The sequence below is a fragment of the Lentzea guizhouensis genome, from assembly GCF_001701025.1.
In the GTDB taxonomy this organism is placed as follows: domain Bacteria; phylum Actinomycetota; class Actinomycetes; order Mycobacteriales; family Pseudonocardiaceae; genus Lentzea; species Lentzea guizhouensis.
Genome location: NZ_CP016793.1, coordinates 7633655 through 7653736, shown reverse-complemented (window position 1 = coordinate 7653736; position 20082 = coordinate 7633655). Strand labels below are relative to the sequence as shown.

At 71.3% G+C, this 20082-nt stretch carries 17 protein-coding genes; 9 read left to right on the top strand and 8 right to left on the bottom strand.

Annotation, left to right across the window (positions count from 1 at the left end):
• Positions 1-93: 93 nt before the first annotated feature.
• A complete protein-coding gene (locus tag BBK82_RS36755; RefSeq protein ID WP_065919061.1) occupies positions 94-2823 on the top strand; it encodes an AfsR/SARP family transcriptional regulator in 2730 nt (909 codons plus the stop codon).
• Positions 2824-3224: 401 nt separating this feature from the next.
• Here the strand turns inward: BBK82_RS36755 and nikE are convergent, their stop codons facing one another.
• Genes nikE through BBK82_RS36735 form a run of 4 tightly spaced genes read right to left on the bottom strand, consistent with a single transcriptional unit; the run spans position 3225 to position 8337 of the window.
• Positions 3225-4811: a nickel ABC transporter ATP-binding protein NikE gene (nikE, locus tag BBK82_RS36750; RefSeq protein WP_065919060.1), complete on the bottom strand. Its 1587-nt coding sequence runs from the start codon at positions 4809-4811 to the stop codon at positions 3225-3227.
• The gene (locus BBK82_RS36745; RefSeq protein WP_065919059.1) at positions 4808-5632 is read right to left on the bottom strand and encodes an ABC transporter permease; all 825 of its coding nucleotides are present in this window, start codon (positions 5630-5632) and stop codon (positions 4808-4810) included. Before BBK82_RS36745 ends, nikE begins: the two co-directional genes overlap by 4 nt.
• On the bottom strand, positions 5629-6534 hold the full coding sequence (locus tag BBK82_RS36740; RefSeq protein ID WP_065921648.1) for an ABC transporter permease: 906 nt from the start codon (positions 6532-6534) through the stop codon (positions 5629-5631). Before BBK82_RS36740 ends, BBK82_RS36745 begins: the two co-directional genes overlap by 4 nt.
• A 45-nt stretch (positions 6535-6579) precedes the next feature.
• Positions 6580-8337: an ABC transporter substrate-binding protein gene (locus BBK82_RS36735; RefSeq protein ID WP_237047763.1), complete on the bottom strand. Its 1758-nt coding sequence runs from the start codon at positions 8335-8337 to the stop codon at positions 6580-6582.
• A 45-nt stretch (positions 8338-8382) separates the two neighbouring features.
• On the opposite strand from BBK82_RS36735, the gene BBK82_RS36730 reads away from it, so the two are divergent.
• On the top strand, positions 8383-9210 hold the full coding sequence (locus BBK82_RS36730; protein WP_154697720.1) for a M55 family metallopeptidase: 828 nt from the start codon (positions 8383-8385) through the stop codon (positions 9208-9210).
• Between the two features lie 134 nt (positions 9211-9344).
• Positions 9345-10634: a M20/M25/M40 family metallo-hydrolase gene (locus BBK82_RS36725; RefSeq protein ID WP_065921646.1), complete on the top strand. Its 1290-nt coding sequence runs from the start codon at positions 9345-9347 to the stop codon at positions 10632-10634.
• On the opposite strand, the gene BBK82_RS36720 is transcribed toward BBK82_RS36725, so the two are convergent.
• Positions 10631-11206 (bottom strand): pyridoxamine 5'-phosphate oxidase family protein, encoded by a 576-nt coding sequence (locus BBK82_RS36720; RefSeq protein WP_065919057.1) that lies wholly within the window; start codon positions 11204-11206, stop codon positions 10631-10633. The two genes, BBK82_RS36725 and BBK82_RS36720, sit on opposite strands and share 4 nt — an antisense overlap.
• Positions 11199-12125, bottom strand: a complete 927-nt coding sequence (locus tag BBK82_RS36715) for a helix-turn-helix transcriptional regulator (RefSeq protein ID WP_065921645.1) — start codon at positions 12123-12125, stop codon at positions 11199-11201. The genes BBK82_RS36720 and BBK82_RS36715 overlap by 8 nt, the downstream gene beginning before the upstream one ends.
• A 63-nt stretch (positions 12126-12188) precedes the next feature.
• Between BBK82_RS36715 and BBK82_RS36710 the strand changes: the two genes are divergently transcribed.
• From BBK82_RS36710 to BBK82_RS36690, 5 genes are all read left to right on the top strand, one after another.
• The gene (locus BBK82_RS36710) at positions 12189-13256 is read left to right on the top strand and encodes an epoxide hydrolase family protein (protein WP_083268392.1); all 1068 of its coding nucleotides are present in this window, start codon (positions 12189-12191) and stop codon (positions 13254-13256) included.
• Between the two features lie 60 nt (positions 13257-13316).
• Positions 13317-14039, top strand: a complete 723-nt coding sequence (locus BBK82_RS36705; protein WP_065919055.1) for a class I SAM-dependent methyltransferase — start codon at positions 13317-13319, stop codon at positions 14037-14039.
• A 13-nt stretch (positions 14040-14052) separates the two neighbouring features.
• Complete coding sequence (locus tag BBK82_RS36700) at positions 14053-14649, top strand: DinB family protein (RefSeq protein WP_065921644.1); 597 nt, start codon at positions 14053-14055, stop codon at positions 14647-14649.
• Positions 14639-15220, top strand: coding sequence for a DinB family protein (locus BBK82_RS36695; RefSeq protein ID WP_065919054.1), 582 nt, complete (start codon positions 14639-14641; stop codon positions 15218-15220). Before BBK82_RS36700 ends, BBK82_RS36695 begins: the two co-directional genes overlap by 11 nt.
• A gap of 416 nt (positions 15221-15636) precedes the next feature.
• Complete coding sequence (locus BBK82_RS36690; protein ID WP_065919053.1) at positions 15637-17295, top strand: M14 family metallopeptidase; 1659 nt, start codon at positions 15637-15639, stop codon at positions 17293-17295.
• A gap of 18 nt (positions 17296-17313) precedes the next feature.
• On the opposite strand, the gene BBK82_RS36685 is transcribed toward BBK82_RS36690, so the two are convergent.
• Entirely contained in the window at positions 17314-18522 is a 1209-nt protein-coding gene (locus BBK82_RS36685) for an FAD-dependent monooxygenase (RefSeq protein ID WP_065919052.1), read from the bottom strand.
• A gap of 90 nt (positions 18523-18612) precedes the next feature.
• Here BBK82_RS36685 and BBK82_RS36680 point away from each other — a divergent pair, with 90 nt between their 5' ends.
• Positions 18613-19155, top strand: coding sequence for a TetR/AcrR family transcriptional regulator (locus BBK82_RS36680; RefSeq protein ID WP_065919051.1), 543 nt, complete (start codon positions 18613-18615; stop codon positions 19153-19155).
• On the opposite strand, the gene BBK82_RS36675 is transcribed toward BBK82_RS36680, so the two are convergent.
• Positions 19152-19916 (bottom strand): alpha/beta fold hydrolase, encoded by a 765-nt coding sequence (locus BBK82_RS36675; protein WP_065919050.1) that lies wholly within the window; start codon positions 19914-19916, stop codon positions 19152-19154. The two genes, BBK82_RS36680 and BBK82_RS36675, sit on opposite strands and share 4 nt — an antisense overlap.
• Positions 19917-20082: the final 166 nt, after the last annotated feature.

Here is a 20082-nt window from a genome sequence, read left to right as displayed (position 1 = left end):
CGCGGCATCACCGGAGTGCCTCGACAGTCGGCCTGAACGGCGCAATGCGCGTTCTGGTCCTGTGGGTGTGGCGGGTCGGGAAGAATCGGTGTTGTGGAGTTCGGGGTGCTGGGTCCGGTGCTGGTCGGTGGGCGGGAGGTGGCCGCGCCCCGGCAGCGCGCGTTGCTGGCGATGCTGGCGTTGGACGCTGGGCGGATCGTGGGGCACGACCAGCTGATCGGCGGCTTGTACCCGGACCGGCCGGCGGGGGCGGCGCATGCGGTGCAGTCGCAGGTGTCGCGGTTGCGCAGGACGGTGCCGGGGCTGGTGGTCGAACATCACGCCGCCGGGTACCGGCTGGTGGCGGATCCGGTCGACGTCGACGTGCACCTGTGTGCGGAGCTGCTGACGGCCGGGCGTGGGGCGCAGGCGCTGGCGTTGTGGCGTGGCCGGGCGTTGGCGGACGTGGAGGCGCCGTTCGCCGACGACGCGCGGGCGCGGCTGGAGGAGCTGCGGATCTCCTGTGTGGTCGCGGGTGGTACGACGGCGGATCTGCGGGGGCTGCTCGGGGTGCACCCGTTGCGGGAGGACGTGCGGGCGGCGCTGGTGCGGGCGCTGCACCGCGACGGCCGGCAGTCCGAGGCCTTGGACGTGTACGCGCAGGGGCGGGAGTTGCTGGCCGGTGAGCTGGGGGTGGATCCCTCCCCCGACCTGGCGGCCGCGCACCTGGAGGTGCTGCGGGCGCAGGCGCCGCACCGCGGTGTTCCCGCGCAGCTGACGAGTTTCGTGGGCCGCGACGAGGACCTGCGGCGGGTGGTGAAGTGGCTGGGTGAGAACCGGCTGGTGACGTTGATCGGGCCCGGTGGCACCGGCAAGACGCGGCTGGCGGTGGAGACGGCGGCGCGGGAGCCGGGTGAGGTCGCGTTCGTCGACCTGTCCGCCACCACCGACGTGGCGCGGGCGGTGCTCGACGGGGCCGGGCTGCGGGAGGCCGGGTTGTTGTCGGCGCCGGTCAGCGTCGAGGACCGGTTGCTCGGTGCGTTGCGGACCCGGTCGGTGCTGCTGGTGGTGGACAACTGCGAGCACGTCGTCGACGAGGCCGCGCGGGTGCTGGGTGCGGTGCTGAGCCACTGCCCGCAGGTGCGGGTGCTGGCCACGAGCCGCGAACCGCTGGGTATCACCGGGGAGACGCTGAGTCCGGTGGCCGCGTTGGACGACGAGGCCGCGGCCCGGTTGTTCCTGGACCGGGCCCGGGCGGTGCGTCCCGGGTTCACCGCCGACCCCGGGGTGGTCACGCAGATCTGCCGGGGTCTGGACGGGATCGCGCTGGCGATCGAGCTCGCCGCCGCCCGCGTGCGGTCGTTGCCGGTCAGCGAGATCGCGACGCGTCTGGACGACCGGTTCCGGTTGCTGTCCAAGGGCAGCCGCACCGCCGCGCCCCGGCACCGCACCCTGCACGCCGTGGTGGAGTGGAGCTGGGACCTGCTCACCGACGCCGAACGCGACCTCGCCGCCCGGTTCACCGTGTTCAGCGGTGGTGCCGGTCTCGACGGCGTCACCGCGGTCACCGGGTCCGATGTGGACACCCTGACCTCGCTGGTGGACAAGTCACTGGTCGAGGTCGTCGGTGACCGCTACCGGATGCTCGACACCATCCGGGCGTTCTGCGCCTCCCACGCACCGGACCTGCGAGCTGATCACGCCCGCTGGTTCCTGACCCGTGCGCAGCTCGCCGAGCCGCACCTGCGCGGGCACGACCAGATCGAGTGGCTGGCCCGGCTCACCGACGACCACGACAACCTCACCGCCGCCGTCACCTGGGCCACCACCGGCGACGTGGGTCTCGCGCTGGAGCTCGTCGCGGCGCTGGCGACCTACTACTGGTGCCGGGGTCTGCGCACCGAGGCCGCGACACGGGCCGAGGCCGTGCTGCGGGCCTGCGGGGAGACCGCGCCGCCGGGCCGGGAGCAGGAGTACGCGCTGTGCCTGCTGCTGGCGTGGCCGGTGGCGACCGGGGACCAGACCGCCAGGATCCGGCAGGCCGATGCGTTGCTCGACGAGCTGCGGGACCCGCCACGCTACCCGATCATGACGTTGATGTGGGGCATGGCGCTGGGGGCGCCGGAGGACGACTCGCAGGTGTGGCACCGGCGCAACAACCTGCTCGGGGACGACCCGTGGAGCCGTGCGCTGGCGTTGGTCGGTGACGGCCTGGTCGCCTGGCACGGTGGTGACCACGACAAGGCGCGGCGGATGCTCGCCGACGGGGCGCGGTGGTTCGGACAGCTGGGTGACCGGTGGGGTGCGGCGCTGGCCCACAACCAGCTCGGGGAGATCGCGTTGTCGCTGGGCGACACCGATGACGCGTTGCGCTGCTTCGACCGCGGCCGTGGCCTGCTGGCCGAGCTCGGTGCGGCCGAGGACACCGCGGAGGCTGTGATCAGCCGGGCGCACGCCCGGTTGGTGGCCGGTGACCGTGCCGGTGCGCGTGCGGACTTCGAGCTGGGGCTGGCCCAGGCCAGGCGGGCCGGGGCGACGAACGTGCAGGCCGGTGGGCACCTCGGGCTGGCAGAGCTGGCGCGGCTCGGCGGTGACCACACCACCGCGATGGCGGAGTGCGACCGGGCGTGGGCGCTGGTGCCCGGCGGCTGGTACGGGCCTGACCAGATGCGCTGTGACATCGCCCGTGAACGCGGCCGCATCGCCCTGGCCGCGGGTGACCTCGCCGGGGCCCGCACGCACTTCGAGGACGCGCTGCGCCGGGCGGTCGGGCAACGCAACCTGGTAACCGAGAACGCCCTGCGCGCGGACCTCGCCGCCCTGCCCGCCGCGGCCGGGCCGTGATCCGCCGCCACCACAACCACGCCGGCAGCCGGCGGTGGGCGATGAACGTCCACAGGTCGTCCTCGGCCACGTCGTCCGGATAGCGGCGCAAAACCTCCAGGCACTCCCGCGACACCACACCGTGCCGCCGGGCCACGTGGGCCAGCGCCGTGGCCCCGTGCCGGCGGACCTCGATCAGGAACCGCTGCCGGTCAGCACCCGGCACAGCGCCAGCACGTGCTCCGGTTCGCTCGCCTCGGCCAGCTCGCCCCAGCACTCCCGGCGGGCGGCCCAGGTCCTGCCACGCCCGCCACGCCAGCATCGGCACGTCGTCGACCTGCACCCAGCCGTCCACGCCGCCCCTGCCGATCTCGGCCGGGGTGAGCGCGGCCCGCAGCCGGGCGTGCTCGATCGGGATCACGTCAGACCTGCGGCACCGCGCGCACCAGTGCGCGGGTGTAGTCGTGTGAGGGGGTGAGCAGCACTTGTTCCACCGGACCTTGTTCCACGATCGTGCCCTGATGCATCACCGCGACCCGGTCGGCGATCTGCCACGCCAGCCCGAGGTCGTGCGTGATGATCAATGATGCAAGGCCCAGCTCGCGGCGCAGCCGCAGCAGCAGCGCCACGATCTCCCCGCGCACCGAGGCGTCGAGGGAGGCGACGGGTTCGTCGGCGACCAGCAGGCGGGGTTGCAGCACCAGTGCGCCGGCGATCACCACCCGTTGCTGCTGGCCGCCGGACAGCTCGTGCGGCAGCGCCTCCAGGTACAGGTTCGCCGGCCGCAGCTCCGCCCGTTCCACAGCGGCGCTGACCTGGGCTTCCTCGTCGCCGGTCAGGCCGTGCACGCGCAGCCCCTCCACGACCGCGGTGAAGACCGTGTGCCGCGGGTTGAGGGCGCTGGCCGGATCTTGCAGCACCAGCTGCACCTGCCGGCGGAACGCCTTGAGCGCCCGGCCTGTCCGCGGCACCTCCGCCCCGTCGAAGATCACCTGGCCGGAGGACGGCGCCCGCAACCCCATGATGGTGCGAGCCAGTGTCGTCTTGCCGGAGCCGGACTGCCCGACCAGCGCCACGATCTCCCCGTGCCCGATCTCCAGGTCGACCCCGTCGACCGCGCGGGTCCTGCCGTAGTCGACCCGCAGATCCCGCACCCGCAACAGCGGCTCCGCCGGAGGCACGCGGGGACCCCGCGTGCTCTCCTGGTGCACGGAAGCTCCCCGCGTGCACTCGGCAGGCTCGGTCCAGCGGTGCGCGGGGTCGCCGATGACGGGGAACGCGGCCGTGAGAGCGGCGGTGTGCGGGTGCTGCGGGTTGGCGATCACCGCACGGGTCGGGCCGCGTTCGACGATCTCACCCCGGTACATCACCGCCAGGTCCTCGCACGTCTCGGCGAGCACCGACAGGTCGTGGCTGATCATCAGCAGCCCCAGGCCCTGCTCGGCGACCAGGCGCTTCACCAACGCCAGCACCTGCGCCTGCACCACCACGTCGAGCGCGGTCGTGGGTTCGTCGGCGATCACCAGCCGCGGCGAGCACGCCAGCGCCATCGCGATCATCACCCGCTGCTTCTGCCCGCCCGAGAGCTCGTGCGGATACGCCCGCGCTTTCGCCGCCGGCAGCTCCACTTGTTCGAGCAGGTCGCGGACGCTGCCGGGGGTGGAGTGCAGGCGCATCGGCTCGGCGATCTGCTCCCCCACCCGGCGCACCGGGTTCAGCGAGTGCATCGCCCCCTGGAACACCACCGACGCCGACGCCCACCGCACCGCCCGCAGCCGCCCCCACGACATGGCGGTGACGTCCTCACCGTCGAGCAGCACCTCCCCTTGGACTGTCGCGGTCTTGGGCAGCAGCCGCAGCACCGACATCGCCACCGTCGACTTGCCCGACCCCGACTCACCCGCGAGCCCCAGCGTCTGCCCGGCGTCGAGCGCCAGGCCCACGTCGTGCACCACCCGCTTGGGTCCGTAGTGGACGGTCAGGTTCCTCAGTTCCAGCACCGGGTTCACCTCTTCGGCGTCACAACAGCTTCAAGCGCGCGCCCCACCAGCGTGAACGCCAGCACCACCACCACGATCGCCACCCCCGGCGGCAGCAGGAACCACCACGCCTGCTGCGGCACCGCCCCGTGCAGCTGTGCCTGGTGCAGCATCGCGCCCCACGAGATCCGCGTCGGGTCCCCGAGGCCGAGGAACGCGAGCGTCGACTCCGCCACGATCGACGACGCCACCGCCAGCGTGGCGTTCACCAGCACCAACGGCACCACCGACGGCACCACGTGCCGGCCGATCACGTGCAGGTGCCCGCCGCCCAGGGCCCGTGCCCGTTCCACGAACGGCCGCGCCTCGATCGTCAGCGTCTGCGCCCGCACCATCCGCGCCGTCGACGGCCAGCTCGTCAGCCCGATCGCCAGCACGATCGTGCCCAGCCCTCGTGGCAGCACCGTCGACAACGCGATCGCCAGCACCAGCGCGGGTAGCACCAGGAAGAAGTCCGTCACCCGCAGCAACGCCCCCGCCGCCAGCCCGCCGAAGTGCCCGCTCGTGATCCCCACCAGCGTGCCGATGCCCACCGACAGCACCGCCGCCGTCAGCCCGACGAACAACGACGTCCCCGCACCCGAGACCACCAGCAGCGCCACACTGCGCCCGGTGTGGTCGGTGCCCAGCCAGTGCTGCGCGCCCGGCGGCTCCCACGCCGCCGCGCCCACCCGCGTCACGTCCAGCGCGTCGGCGGGCACCAGCCACGGCGCCACCAGTGCGACCACCCCGGCCACGACCAGCACCACCGCGCCCGCCATCCCGGCCCGCTGCGTGAGAAACGCCCTCATGCGACCTTCACCCGTGGATCCAGGACCCCGTGCAGCAGGTCCGCGAGCAGGTTCATCACCACGACCGCCCCCGCGGTCACCACCAGCAGCCCCTGCAGCAGGAAGTAGTCCGGCCCGGTCAGCGCGTCGTAGAACAACAACCCCAGCCCCGGCCAGGAGAACACCGTCTCGGTTGTGATCGCCCCGCCCACCACCAGGCCGAACCGCAGGAACACCAGCGTGATCGCCGGCAGCACCGCGTTGGGCACCGCGTGGCGGCGGCGCACCAGGTCGTCGCGCAGCCCCTTCGCCCGCGCCGTCGTCAGGTACGGGGCGTGCATCTCCTCCAGCAACGACGACCGCATCACCAGCATGTACTCCGCCGCCACCACCGCGACCAGCGTGATCGACGGCAGCACCAGGTGGTGGCCGACATCGAGCGCCTGCGAGAAGAAGTCCGGTGCCGTGTCGGTGTCGCGCATGCCCCGGGAGGGGAACAGGTCGCCGGTCACCATCATCAGCAGCATGCCGAGCCAGAACGTCGGCACCGCCCACAACGTCAGCGACACCCCGGTCGTCACCCGGTCGAACGCCGTGTCGCGCCGCCACGCCGCCCGGATCCCCAGCCACAGCCCCGCCAGCACCGCGATCAACGTCCCCGTGCCCACCAGCAGCAGCGTCGGACCCAGCCGCTCCAGGATCACCTCGGCCACCGGCCGGCGGAACGTGTACGACATCCCGAGATCGCCCTGCAGCAACCCCGTGAAGTACGTCCAGAACTGTTCGAGCAGGGGACGGTCCAGGCCGAACTGCGCCCGCAGCTCGGCCTGCATCGCCGCTGTCGTCGGCCGCCCGCGCGTCATCGACACCACCGGGTCACCCGGCACCACCCGGAACAGGAAGAAACCCAGCACCGCCACCATGAGCAGGCTCAGCGCGGCACCTCCGACACGACCGAGAAGACGCACCTACTCGCGCTCCCCGATCGTCGCCCGCCGCCTGCTCACCACGACGAACACCACCACCACAAGACCCAGCAGCACCACGCCGCCGACCACGAGAGCAGTCGTGCTCAGCCCCGCCGCCGACGCACGCGCGTCGGCGGGCTCGGCACCGTAGTAGCCCCACACACCGTGCTGCGCCATGATCACGCCACCCTGCGCCGGCTGCGTCGTGAACCGCGCGAAGTGGTCGGACCGGTAGGCCTCCAGCGCGTTGTCATACGCCAGCACCACCGCGGGCACCTGGTCGTAGAACCGCGCCTGCATCTGCTTCACCAGCTCCACCCGCTTGCCCTCGTCGAACTCCGAGAGCTGCTGGGCGTAGAGCCGGTCGTAGGTCTCGTCGCAGAAGTAGGCGTCGGTCGTGCCGCCCTTGCCGTCCGCACCCGGCCGCTGCGAGCAGGTGTGCAGGCTCAGGATGAAGTCCGGGTCCACGTTCGTCGACCACCCGGAGAACGCCAGGTCGTAGGTCGCCGCCGTGGTCGCCTCGTTGAGCTGGTTGTCCGACACCAGCCGCACGTCCAGCGCGATCCCGACCTCGCCCAGTGACCGCTTCAGGTACTCGGAGGCCTGCTCGTCGTAGGCGCGTCCGGCCCGGCCGGTCAGCCGCAACGACAACCGGGTGCCGTCCGCCTTGCGCGTGACGCCCGCCGCGTCCAGTGCCGCGTTCGCCGCCGCCGGGTCGAACCGGCGCTTCTCCTGTTCACCGGGCTGCCAGTGCCACTTCGTGAACACCGGCGGCACCAGCCCGCCACCGGGTTCGGCGTAGCCGAGGTTCACCCGCGCCACCAGCGCGTCCATGTCGATGGCCTGCGCGATCGCCCGGCGCACCCGCACGTCCTTCAGCGCCGGGTTGCCGTCGCCGATCGGCTCACCCGTGCGGGTGGCCGCGCCGGGGTTGATCAGCAGCTCGGTGAACCGGCGGCCCTGCGCCTTGTTCCGCGTCACGCCCGCCTTGCCCTCCAGCGAGTCGAACTGCGCGGGCGCCATCCGGTTGACCAGGTCGACCTCGCCCTTGCCCAGCGCCTGCACCGCCGCGTCGGAGTTCTGGAAGTACACGAAGTGCAGCTCGTCGTACTTCGGCGCGCCCCGCCAGTAGTCCTTGTTGGCCTTGAGCTTGATGAACTGCCCCGCCACGTGCTCGGTCAGCACGAACGGGCCGCTGCCGACCACGGGCGCCTGGTCGTTGGGGTGGTCCTTGATGCTGGGGATCTTCTCCCACACGTGTCTGGGCACGATCGGGATGTCCAGCGCCAGCATCGTCACCTGGGGCGCCTTGGTCTTGATCACCACGGTCCGGTCGTCGGTCGCGGTGACCGACTCGAAGTTCGCCACGAAGCTGCCGTTCGCGGTCCGGGCGACCTCGTCGGTCATCATCAGGGTGTAGGTGAACGCGACGTCGTGCGCCGTGATCGGCTGCCCGTCGCTCCACTTCTTGCCCTCGGGCACCGTGAAGGTCCACGTGAGCTTGTCGGCCGAGGTCTCCCACCTGTTCGCGAGGCCTTCGGTGACCTGCTGGTCCTGCGCGGCGTAGGCGGTCAGGTAGTCGTACATCAGCCGGTTGATCTCGGTGCTCGACTGGAACACCGCCAGGAACGGGTTCATCGAGTCGATCTGCTGGACGATCGCGACCTTGAGGATCGTCGGTTGCTGCGCTGTCGCGACCGGTGTCCCGGCCCCCAGAACAGCTGCCGCCGCGACCAACGCGCACAACTTCACCCGCACGTGAATACCCCTCTCCCCAGCAGCCCGCCGCTACCGTACCGAGATGTGCGGATCATGATCTCGGCAGACATGGAAGGCGCCACCGGCGTCACCTGGACCGGTGACGTCGTTGTGGGCACCGAAGCGTGGCAGCGGTTCCGGCGGCTGTTCACCGGCGACGTCAACGCCTGCGTCGAAGGCCTGGTCGCGGGCGGGGCGACCGACGTGCTCGTCAACGAGGCCCACTCCTCGCAGCGAAACCTGCTGCTCGAAGACCTTCACCCAGGCGCGCGGCTGCTCACCGGCCGGCACAAGCCGTTGTCGATGATGCAGGGCGTCGACTCCGGAGTGGACGGTGTGGTCTTCCTCGGCTACCACGCCGCGGCGGGCGCGACGGGCGTGCTCGCCCACACGTACCTGGAGAACTCGGTCACCGGCGTGTGGCTCGACGGCGAGCTCGCCTCCGAAGGCCTGCTGAACGCCGCGCTGGCCGCCGAGCACGGGGTTCCGGTGCTGATGGTGACCGGTGACGACCAGACCTGCGTGGACGCCCGCGCCTACGCCCCGGACGCGCGGATGGTGGCCGTGAAGGAGTGCGTGTCGCGCTATGCCGCGGTGTGCCTGCCGCCCGCGGTGGCTTTCTCACACATCACAGAGGCGGCGTCCGCGGCGATGTCACGCGCCGGACGCGGTGAGGGTGTCGTGGGGCCGCATCGGATCGAGGTGGAGTTCGACGCCACGCACCTGGCCGACGCCGCGGCGGTGGTGCCGACGGTGGAGCTCGTCGGGGTGCGCCGCGTCGGGTTCGACGCGGTGTCGATGACCGAGGCGATGAAGGCGTTCAAGATCGTCACCCACGTGGCGGCCGGGGCGATCGAGGGCATCTACGGCTGAGCCTGCGGACCAGGTCAGCGGGCAGCGCCGGGGTCCGCGCCAGCCCTCCCGGCGCGCCGTCCAGGTGCAGCCCGATCTCCCGGGTCGTGGGTGCGGTGACGATCTCACCAGACGCGAGCGGTTACGGTGGCCGCATGACGCTGGACGTGGCGCAGCTGTGCGCGCAGCTCATCCGGTTCGACACCACCAACCGCGGCGGCGGCGACTCCGCGGGCGAACGCGAGGCCGCCGAGCACGTCGCGACCGTGCTCAGCGACAGCGGCGTGCAGCCGACGTTGCTCGAACCCGCGCCACGGCGCACCAACGTCCTGGCCCGCATCCCCGGCACCGACCCCACCCTGCCCGCGGTCCTGGTCCAGGCCCACCTCGACGTCGTGCCCGCCGATCCCGCCGAGTGGAGCTTCGACCCGTTCGGCGGCGAGATCCGCGACGGGTTCGTCCACGGCCGCGGCGCCGTGGACATGAAGGACATGGCCGCCATGACGCTCGCGGTGGTGCACCGCTGGCACACCGAGGGCCGCCGGCCGCGCCGCGACGTCGTGCTCGCGTTCGTCGCCGACGAGGAGGACCTGGGCGCGTGCGGGGCGCACTGGCTCGTCGAGCACCACGCCCGCCACTTCGCCGGGGTGCAGGCCGCGATCAGCGAGTCCGGCGCGTTCTCCTACGACGTCGACGGCGTGCGCCTCTACCCGATCGGCACCGCCGAGCGCGGCACCTCCCACATGAAGCTCACCGCCACCGGACGCGCCGGGCACGGCTCGCGGCGCAACCCCGACAACCCCGTCACCGCCCTGGTCACCACACTCGCCCGCATCGCCGCCCACCAGCACCCGGTCGTGCTCACCCCGACCGTGGAGGCGTTCCTGGTCGGCGCGGGCAAGGCCCTCGGCGTCGAGGTCGACCTCGACGACGTCGACGCCACCATCGCCCGACTCGGCCCCGCGGCCAAGCTCGTCGAGAACACCGTGCGCTGCTCGACCACGCCGACCGTGCTCAACGCCGGCTACAAGGTCAACGTCATCCCCGGCACCGCCACCGCCCAGCTCGACGTGCGCACCCTGCCCGGCACCGTCGACGAGGTCCTCGCCACCATCGACTCCCTGCTCGCCCCCGGCGTGACCAGGGAGCTCATCAACCACCAGGCGCCGGTCGAGGCACCGGTCGACACGCCGTGGTTCACCGCGATGGCCGAGGCGCTGCGCGACGAGGACCCCTCCGCCGTGATCGTGCCCTACTGCCTGGGCGGCGGCACCGACGCCAAGGCGTTCAGCCGGCTCGGCATCCACTCCTACGGCTTCTCCCCGCTGCTGCTGCCCACCGAGGGCTACGACTACCGCGCCATGGCCCACGGCATCGACGAACGCGTCCCCGTCGACGGCCTCGAGTTCGGCGCCCGCGTGCTCGACCGGTTCCTGACGTCCTAACGGGGCGGCAGCGGCAGGGGCACCGCGGGCAGACCGTCGATGCTCTTGTTGTTCGTCGGCTTCTTGTTCGTGTACTCGCGGAACTCCTCATCGCTCTTGCGGCCGAAGTAGTCCGCGTGCAGCGTGCGTTCGCAGCGGTAGTCCATGAACGGCACCGCGAACCCGCAGCTGTCGCTGATCAGCTCCGCCCGCACGACGACCACCGCCCGCACCCCCGGCCCGTCCGCCTCGCCGAAGCCCGCCACCAGCTCGGCGAACCGCGGGTCGTCGCGGTACACGGCCTCGCCGCGGCCGTGCACCCGCACAACGGTGGGCGGCCCGTCGAACGCGCACCACATCAGCGTGATCCGGCCGTTCTCCCGCAGGTGCGCGATCGTCTCGGCGTGGCTGCCCCCGAAGTCGAGGTAGGCGACCGTCGTGTCGTCGAGGATCCGCAGCGTGCCCTCACGGCCCTTGGGCGAGAGGTTCACGTGACCGTCACCGGCCAGCGGCGCCGTCGCCACGAAGAACACCTTCTGGTCCTCGATGAACTCCCGCAGCCGCGGCTCGATGCGCTCGTAGCTCTTACCCATGCCCCGCAGTATCGATCGCGTTGCGGAACCTGTCAGCCGTCTTTCCCAGGTGCTGAACGAGCTCCGGCGGGCCGTGCACCTCGAAGTCCGCGTCCAGCATCCCCAGGTACACCGCCAGCATCTGCGGTGTGTCCGACCCGGCCGTCATCCGGCACGTGCGCTCGTCGACCGCCTCCACCAGCGCCGCCGGCACCTTCGCCGCGACCTCCTCGGCCGGCGCGTGCACCGTCACGGTCGTGCGGAACCGCCACGCCGCCGTCGCCAGGCCCTTCGCCAGGTAGGTCTCCAGGTCCGGCAGCTCACGTGCGGTGAACCGCGGCCCGGTCGGCACGCGCGGGCGTACCCGGTCGGCGCGGAACGTGCGCCAGTCCTGCCTGCCCACGTCCCACGCCACCAGGTACCAGCGGCCCCGCGCGTGCACCAGCCGGTAGGGCTCGACCTCGCGGCGGTCCTCGGTGCCGTCGAACTTCACGTAGTCGAACCGCAGCCGCTCACGGGCGCGGCAGGCGTTGACGATCGCCACCATCGCGTCCGGGTCCAGCTCCTTCGCGGTGCCGACGGTGTACTCCTGCAGCGTGGAGACCCGGTGCCGCAACCGCGACGGCAGCACCTGCTCGAGCTTCTTGAGCGCCCGGCCCGCGGTCTCGGAGTCCTGCGTGCCCAGGCTCAGCGCGATCGCCACGGCCTCGTCGTCGTCGAGCAGCAACGGCGGCAGGCTCGCACCCGCGCCCAGCCGGTAGCCGCCGGCCACACCCGGCGTCGCGTGCACCGGGTACCCGAGGGTGCGCAGCCGGTCCACGTCGTTGCGCACGGTCCTCGTCGTCACGCTCAGCCGCTCGGCCAGCTCCGGGCCCGACCAGTCCCGCGGGGACTGCAACAACGACAACAGCTTCAGCAACCTCGCCGACGTGTCCAGCACGAGTTCCACCCTCCTCCCGAATGAGGAACGAACCTTTCCGCAATGGTTCCTAGTGTTGCAGTCATGAACACATTCCGCGTGGAGATTCCCCAGAGCGACCTCGCTGACCTGCACCGACGTCTCACCTCGGTGCGCTGGCCCGCGCAGAGCCAGACGCCCGGCCGGGGGCGCGGGGTGCCGGCGCAGGAGCTGCGGGCGCTGACCGGGTACTGGGCCGACGGGTTCGACTGGCGCGCGGCCGAGGAGAGGCTCAACGCGTTCCCGCAGTTCGTCACCGAGATCGACGGGCAGCGGATCCACTTCGTGCACGTGCGCAGCGAACGTCCCGACGCGCTGCCGTTGGTGCTCCTCCACGGCTGGCCCTCCACGTTCGCCGAGTACGCCGCCGTGATCACCGAGCTGGCACGTGACCACCACGTCGTCGTGCCGTCGATCCCGGGGTTCGGGTTCTCCGTGCCGCTGCAGAAGGACTGGGACATCGCGCGCACGGCGGCGGCGTTCGTGACGCTGATGGAGACGCTCGGCCACGACCGCTACGGCGTGCAGGCCGGTGACGTCGGTGCCGGGATCGCGGGGGCGATGAGCCGGTTGAGCCCGGCCGTGGTGGCGATGCACGTCAACGGGCCCAGCGCACACCCGTTCACGGGGCCGATCGCGGTGGACGGGCTTGCCGGGGTGGAGCTCGCGCGGGCGGAGCGGTTCAACGACTTCGTCGCCACCGGGCTGGGTTACCTGCAGCTCATGACGACCAAGCCGTGGACGATCGGGTACTCGCTGACCGACTCGCCGGTCGGGCTGCTCGCGTGGATCTACGAGAAGTTCCAGGCCTGGTGCGAGGTCGTCGACCGCGACGCGCTGCTGACCGCGGTGTCGATCTACTGGTTCACCGGCACCGGCGCGACCTCGGCCGAGTTCATCTACGAGTCGATGAACGGCCCCGGGGCGTGGGGAGCCGCGCCCGCGCCGACCGGGTTCGCCACCTTCGCCGCCGATACGGGCATCCGGTCGCTGCTCGACCCAGGGCACGAGGTGGCGCACTGGACCGAGTACGACCGCGGCGGCCACTTCCCGGCGATCGAGGTGCCCGACCTCTACGTCACCGACGTGACCAAGTACTTCTCCGCGTTCTGAGACGGGAAGTGGGGAGCGTCCCCCTACCGCGGGCGCTCCCCGCACCGGTTTGATCGTCCGATGACCCGCTATGACACCGTCGAGGCCGCCTCCTACCGGGTGGCCCGTGAGATCCCGCTGTCCGGGTTGTCGTCGTGGCGCACGGCGCTCGCGCCCTACCTGCTGCCCGGCCGCACCGTGCTCGACCTCGGCGCGGGCACCGGCCTGTTCGTGCGCGCCTTCCGCGACTGGTTCCCCGCCGTCCGGGTGGTCGCGGTCGAACCGGCCGAGGCGATGCGCGCGGCGTCCGGGCTCGACGTGCTGACCGGTGCCGCCGACGCGATCCCGCTGCCCGACGACTCCGTGGACGTGGTGTGGATGTCCACAGTGGTGCACCACATCCCGGACCTGGCCGCGGCCGGTGCCGAGCTGCGCCGGGTGCTGCGGCCGGGCGGACGGGTCGTGCTGCGGTCGTTGTTCCGCGACCGGCACACCGGCATCGGGTTGTTCCGGTTCTTCCCCGAGGCCGTGCGGGCACTGGCCGGGTTCCCGACCGTCGCGGAGGTGGCCGACGGCCTGGGTTTCGCGGTGGAACGGCTGCAGCCGGTGCCGCAGGTGACAGCGGAGTCGTTGCGCGCCAAGGTGCACACGCTGCGCTGGGAGGCCGACACGGTGCTGCGGTCACTGTCGCGACAGGAGTACGACCGCGGCGTCGCAGCCCTGACCGCCGCGGCCCTGCAGGAGGACGGACCGGTCATCGACCACCTCGACCTGCTGGTCCTCAAAACTGTCGGTGCCGTCTGAGACGCTTGCCGGCATGGACGAGAAGGAGCAGCTGCACCAGCACCTGACCACCGCGCGCGAGGCGTTGCTGTGGAAGCTCGACGGCCTGTCCGACTACGACGCGCGCCGCCCGCTGACCCCGACCGGCACGAACCTGCTGGGCTTGGTCAAACACGCCGCCGGAGTCGAGCTGAACTACTTCGGCCGCGTCTTCGACCGCCCCTTCCCGTCCCCGCCGCGCTGGTCCACCGCGGCCGCCGACCCGGCCTCCGACATGTACGCCTCCGCTGACGAGACCCGCACGTCGGTCCTGGACTTCTACGCCGGGGTCCGCACCTTCGCCGACGCCACCATCACCGCCTTGCCCCTCGACGCCCCCGGCCACGTGTCCTGGTGGCACCCCGACCGCCGCTCGGTGACCCTGCGCTCGGTCCTCGTCCAGGTCGCGGTCGAACTGCACCGCCACGCCGGCCACGCCGACATCGTCCGCGAGCTCGTCGACGGCAGCATCGGCATGCAGCAGGGCAACGACAACCTCCCCACCGCCACCCCCGACTGGTGGGCCGCCCACCACGCGAACCTGGAGGAGATCGCCCGCCGCTCGTGGCAGGGTGAGGCCCATGTCCAGTGATCCCAAAGCCGACCTGCACCGCTACCTGAAAGCCGCCCGCGAGTCCCTGCTCTGGAAGCTCGAAGGCCTCTCCGACTACGACGTGCGCCGCCCCCTGACTCCCACCGGCACCAACCTCCTCGGCCTCGTCAAACACCTCGCCGGCGTGGAACAGGGCTACTTCGGCGACTGCATGGGCCGCCCCTTCGGCGAAACCTGGCCATGGCTCGACAACGGCGAACCCAACGCCGACATGTTCGCCACCGCCGACGAGTCCCGCGAGCACATCCTCGCCCTGCACGCCCGCGCCACCGCCTTCGCCGACAGCTCCATCGACGAACTGCCCCTGGACGCCCCCGGCGTCGTCCCGTGGTGGCCGGAAGACCGCAAACACGTCACCCTGCACCTGCTGCTCGTGCACGTGATCGCCGAAACCAACCGCCACTGCGGCCACGCCGACATCCTGCGCGAAACCCTGGACGGCACCGCCGGCCTCCGCGCGGCCGTGTCGAACCTGCCCGACGGCCAGGACTGGCCCGCGCACTGGAACCGCGTCGAGCAGGCAGCGAAGGAGGCCGCCTCCCGCACCTGACCGGCGAGGCACCCGGCCGCGGCGGGTTCCGAGCCGCGGGGTTCCCGGCCGCTCGGTTCCGGGGCTGGTCGTCGTTCCAGGCCGGTCGCCGCTCGGGGCCGGTTGCCGACTTCGGGGCCTGGTTGCCGATTCCGGCGTGTCCGCGGCGGGGCGCCGCGGTGCCGGCTACTGGCTCCGGCCGCGCTACCCCGACCAGCTCCGCCAGCGCGGGCAAGCCGAACAACGCGCGGTACTCCGCAGCCGACCGCGACGTGATCAGCACGCCCAGGCCGTCTCCCGCACCCCGGAACAGTTGACTGTCACCCCCGTTCCACCAGCTGGCCCCATACGGATGGCGGGATGACAGCGCCCCTTAACACGGACTACACAATGCCCTAGCCATGTCCCCCTGCCGTGGTCCGAAAGGGTTGCCCTGCATGCGAAAAAGCCATCTCAGACCCCTGATCGGGGTCACCGTCGCCGCCTCCGTGTGCTTCGCGATGGGCGGCGTGCCCACCGGCGCGGCTCCCGACCAGGCGGAGACGTCGACGAACTACCAGGTCAGCGGGGTGCGCACCGCTGAGCAGCGCTCCAAGGTCGCCAAGTCCGGTGCGGCGATCGACTCGGTCGAGGAGCACGGGATCGTCGTGATCACCGCGACCGGGCGGGAGGCCAGGAACCTGCGGGCCCAGGGGTTCGAGGTCACCGAGCTGCCCAAGCGGATGGAGGCCGGAGCGGCGGTCGGGCCGTTCGACTTCCCGCCGGCCGACTCGAACTACCACAACTACGCCGAGATGACGGCGGTCATCAACAACGCGGTCGCCGCCCACCCGAACCTGATCAGCAAGCAGGTCATCGGCAAGTCCTACGAGAACCGCGACATCGTGGCGCTCAAGATCAGTGACAACGTCGCGGCCGACGAGAACGAGCCGGAGGTGCTGTTCACGCACCACCAGCACGCTCGCGAGCACCTCACCGTCGAGATGGCGCTGTACCTGGTCAACCAGTTCACCTCCCAGTACGCGACCGACGCCCGGATCAAGGGGCTCGTCGACACCCGCGAGATCTGGATCATCCCGGACATCAACCCCGACGGCGGCGAGTACGACATCGCCACCGGCAGCTACCGCAGCTGGCGCAAAAACCGGCAGCCCAACGCCGGCTCGGCCAACGTCGGTACCGACCTCAACCGCAACTGGGCCTACAAGTGGGGCTGCTGCGGCGGTTCCAGCGGCAGCACCGGCTCCGACACCTACCGCGGGCCGAGCGCGGAGTCCGCGCCCGAGGTCAAGGTCGTGGCCGACTTCGTGCGCAGCCGCAACGTCGGCGGCAAGCAGCAGATCGGCGCCGCCATCGACTTCCACACCTACAGCGAGCTCATCCTGTGGCCGTGGGGCTGGACCTACGACGACGTCGCGCCCGGTCTGACGCAGGACCAGCGCGACACGTTCGCCACCATCGGCCAGCAGATGGCCGCGACCAACAACTACACCCCCGAGCAGTCCAGCGACCTCTACATCACCGACGGGTCCATCCCCGACTGGCTGTGGGGCACGCAGGGCATCTTCGCCTACACCTTCGAGATGTACCCCGGCAGCGCCGGCGGTGGCGGGTTCTACCCGCCCGACGAGGTCATCCCCGCGCAGACCTCCCGCAACAAGGAGGCCGTGCTGCAGCTGCTCGAACGCGCCGACTGCCCGTACGAGGCGATCGGCAAGGAGCAGCAGTACTGCGGCGTGACCCCGCCCAATCCCGGCAAGTACTTCGAGAACGCCGCGGACTTCCAGATCAGGGACAACACCACGGTCAACTCCCCGATCACGGTGTCCGAGGTGACGGGCAACGCCCCGACGACGCTCAAGGTCGCCGTCGACGTCAAGCACACCTACCAGGGTGACCTGAAGGTGGACCTGGTCGCGCCGGACGGCACCGTGTACGTGCTGCACAACCGCAGCGGCGGCAGCACGGACAACATCAACACCACCTACACCGTCAACGCCTCCAGCGAGGTCGCCAACGGCACCTGGCAGCTGAGGGTCAACGACAACGCCGCCCAGGACACCGGGTTCCTCGACAAGTGGAGCCTGCAGTTCTGACGCACGCGTGAAGGGGAGTCAGGACGTCACCCCGGCGTCCTGACTCCCGTAGTCGCGCAGCACCACCCGGTCGTACATCCGCACGCCCTTCGAGTTGAGCTTCGCCAGCGGCCGCATGAGCGCCATCGGCAACGACGTCACCACCTGCATGCCGCGCACCAACGCCGTCACGCCCAGCCGCGTCCGCGGGATCAGCGTCTTCGCGACCCCCAGCGCGAACTCCCGGCTCGCGTGCACGATGTCGCGCATCTCGCGCTCGTACCGCGCGAACCCCGCCTCGTGGTCACCGCCCGCCAGCTCACCGGCCAGCACGTACGCGCCCAGCACCGCCAGGCTCGTGCTCCCGCCGATCGCCGGACCGGGGCAGTAGGCCGCGTCACCCACCAGCGCCACCCGGCCGCGCGACCACCTGTCCTCCCGCAGCTGCGTGATCGAGTCGAAGTAGAACGCCCGCCCACCGTCCAGGTGCGACAGCCACGAGTCCACCTCCGGGTGCAGGCCCGTGAACGCCTCCCGCAGCAACTCCTTCTGCCGCACCACGTCCCGGTGGTGGTAGGCCGGCTCGGGACCGCGGAACAGGAACACCGCCCGCGCGTCGTCCAGGTGCCGCGCCCCGTAGAGCACCGCGCTGCGCCCCGGTCCGACGTGCCCGGTCATCGCTCCCGGCACCCCGAGATCCCGCGGCACCGACAACACCGCCAGGTACGCGCCCGTGAACACCTTCTCGACCTCGCCGAACACCAGCCGCCGCACGTTCGAGTGCAACCCGTCCGCCCCGGCCACCACGTCGAACCGCCTCGCCGCCCCCACCTCGAACGTCACCTGCCCGTCGGCCGCGTCCACCGAGGTGATCGAGTCGCCGAACACGTACTCCACGTCAGCGCGGGTGGCGTCGTAGTAGATCTCGCTGAGGTCGTCGCGCATCACCTCGACGTGCCGGTCCGACGCCGCGGCGAAGATCTTCGTGGCGTCCGCGCTGATCGGCCGCCGGGTGCCCTCCCGCAGGAACGACAACCGCTCGGTGCCGGTCTTGAGCGCCTCGACCCGCTCCAGCACGCCCATCCGCTCGGAGATGTCCATCGCCGGCTGGAACAGGTCCACCGCGTGCCCGCCGGTCTTGCGCAGCACCGGCGACCGCTCCACCACCGTCACCTCGTGCCCGTACCGCGTGAGCCAGTACGCCAGCACCGGACCCGCGATGCTCGCCCCCGAAACCAGAACCCGCACGTCAACCCCCCTTACTTAACGGTCGGTAAGCTATTGGGCGCCAGGCTACCACCGTCACTTACCGACCGTTAAGCAAGTTATGCTCGCCGGGTGGCTCGCCCGTCCGACACCAAGAAGCGCATCCTCACCGCCGCCCGCGAGCTCTTCGCGGCCAAGGGTGTGCAGCAGACCAGCCTGCAGGAGATCGCCGACCGCCTCGGCATCACCAAACCCGCGCTGTACTACCACTTCTCCTCACGCGAGGAGCTGGTGCGCAGCATCGTCGAGCCGCTGCTGTCGGACGGTCAGCGCTTCCTGCGGGACATCGCCCGGCGCGAGGGCGTCGCACCGCGGGAGCTGCTCGAGGGGTTCTTCGACTTCCAGCACCGCCACCGCGCCGACGTGCTGCTCCTGCTCACCGAGATGACCACGCTGGCCGAACTGGGCCTCATCGACACCGTGCTCAGCTGGCGCGCCGAGGTCGCCACGCTGATCTTCGGGCCGGACCCCACGCTGGAGCAGCAGATCCGTGCCACGCTCGCCATCGGCGGCCTGCAGGACTGCACCATCCAGTTCCCCGACACCCCGGTCGACGAGCTGCGCGCCGTGACCGTCACCGCCGCGCTGGACGCCCTGGCCCTGAACGAGAACTAGACCAGCAGACGCTGCTGGGACACCGCCCGCGCGAACCCGTCCACGTTGTCGATCATGATGTTGTGCCCGGTGTCGGGCACCGGCACCAGCTGCACCCCGGCCTGCGTCAGCTCCCGCACGCCGGCGGGAGGACTGTCCGCCGGGTGCAGCAGCACGCAGGGGACCTCCAGCTCCAGCAACAACTTCCGCATCGTCGGGTGCGTGCCCCGCACCAGCCCGACCGCACTGCGGTACAACGCCTCCCGGCCGGCCAGCCGCATCGTCGCCGCCCACTCGGGCCCGGCGTCGCGCAGCACCTGCTCGTAGCCGGACGACAGGAACTCGGCCTCGTCGTAGGCGGCGATGCCCCGGCTGCCCAGCGCACCCAGGTAGGGCTCGAGCGGGTCGAGGTTGGGGTCGACGAGCACGAGCGAACGCACCATCTCCGGGTGCCGCGCGGCCAGCACGATCGCGACGGCGCCACCCATGCTGTGCCCGACGATCTCACTGCGCCGCAGGCCGATCTTCGCCAGCGCGACCGCGAGCGCGTCGGCGTGACCCTCCAGCGAGTAGGCGAACCCGGCGGGGCGGTCGCTGATGCCGAAACCGAGCAGGTCGAGCATCAGGCTGCGGCGGCCGGCCAGCAGCGGGTGCGCGACGGCCTCGGCGTAGTAGGGCGCCGACGACGCACCGAGACCGTGCAGGTAGACGCGGGCTGGCGAGGCGCCAGGAACCTCGACCCACCGGATGTTGACCCCAGGTCTGATCTCGACGGCGCGCATGGCGTGACATTACCTGGCGGCCGAACGATTTCAGACCGCTTTCGAGAGCAGCTTCTCACTAATCGATCAACCGAGCCGACAACGCACACACGGCCGTCACCACCTTCGTCCTCAGTCCGCGCGAACCGGACCGAGCTCCCGCTCAAGCGCTCCCAGCACCAGCTCA

What these genes read in the sequence shown, in the direction of transcription:
- BBK82_RS36720 (WP_065919057.1), bottom strand. Translation starts at nt 11,206, where the DNA reads ATGGGTAAGAGCTACGAGCGCATCGAGCCGCGGCTGCGGGAGTTCATC.
- BBK82_RS36675 (WP_065919050.1), bottom strand. Translation starts at nt 19,916, where the DNA reads ATGCGCGCCGTCGAGATCAGACCTGGGGTCAACATCCGGTGGGTCGAG.
- BBK82_RS36690 (WP_065919053.1), top strand. Translation starts at nt 15,637, where the DNA reads ATGCGAAAAAGCCATCTCAGACCCCTGATCGGGGTCACCGTCGCCGCC.
- BBK82_RS36700 (WP_065921644.1), top strand. Translation starts at nt 14,053, where the DNA reads ATGGACGAGAAGGAGCAGCTGCACCAGCACCTGACCACCGCGCGCGAG.
- BBK82_RS36745 (WP_065919059.1), bottom strand. Translation starts at nt 5,632, where the DNA reads ATGAGGGCGTTTCTCACGCAGCGGGCCGGGATGGCGGGCGCGGTGGTG.
- BBK82_RS36740 (WP_065921648.1), bottom strand. Translation starts at nt 6,534, where the DNA reads ATGGTGGCGGTGCTGGGTTTCTTCCTGTTCCGGGTGGTGCCGGGTGAC.
- BBK82_RS36705 (WP_065919055.1), top strand. Translation starts at nt 13,317, where the DNA reads ATGACCCGCTATGACACCGTCGAGGCCGCCTCCTACCGGGTGGCCCGT.
- BBK82_RS36710 (WP_083268392.1), top strand. Translation starts at nt 12,189, where the DNA reads ATGAACACATTCCGCGTGGAGATTCCCCAGAGCGACCTCGCTGACCTG.
- BBK82_RS36695 (WP_065919054.1), top strand. Translation starts at nt 14,639, where the DNA reads ATGTCCAGTGATCCCAAAGCCGACCTGCACCGCTACCTGAAAGCCGCC.
- BBK82_RS36725 (WP_065921646.1), top strand. Translation starts at nt 9,345, where the DNA reads ATGACGCTGGACGTGGCGCAGCTGTGCGCGCAGCTCATCCGGTTCGAC.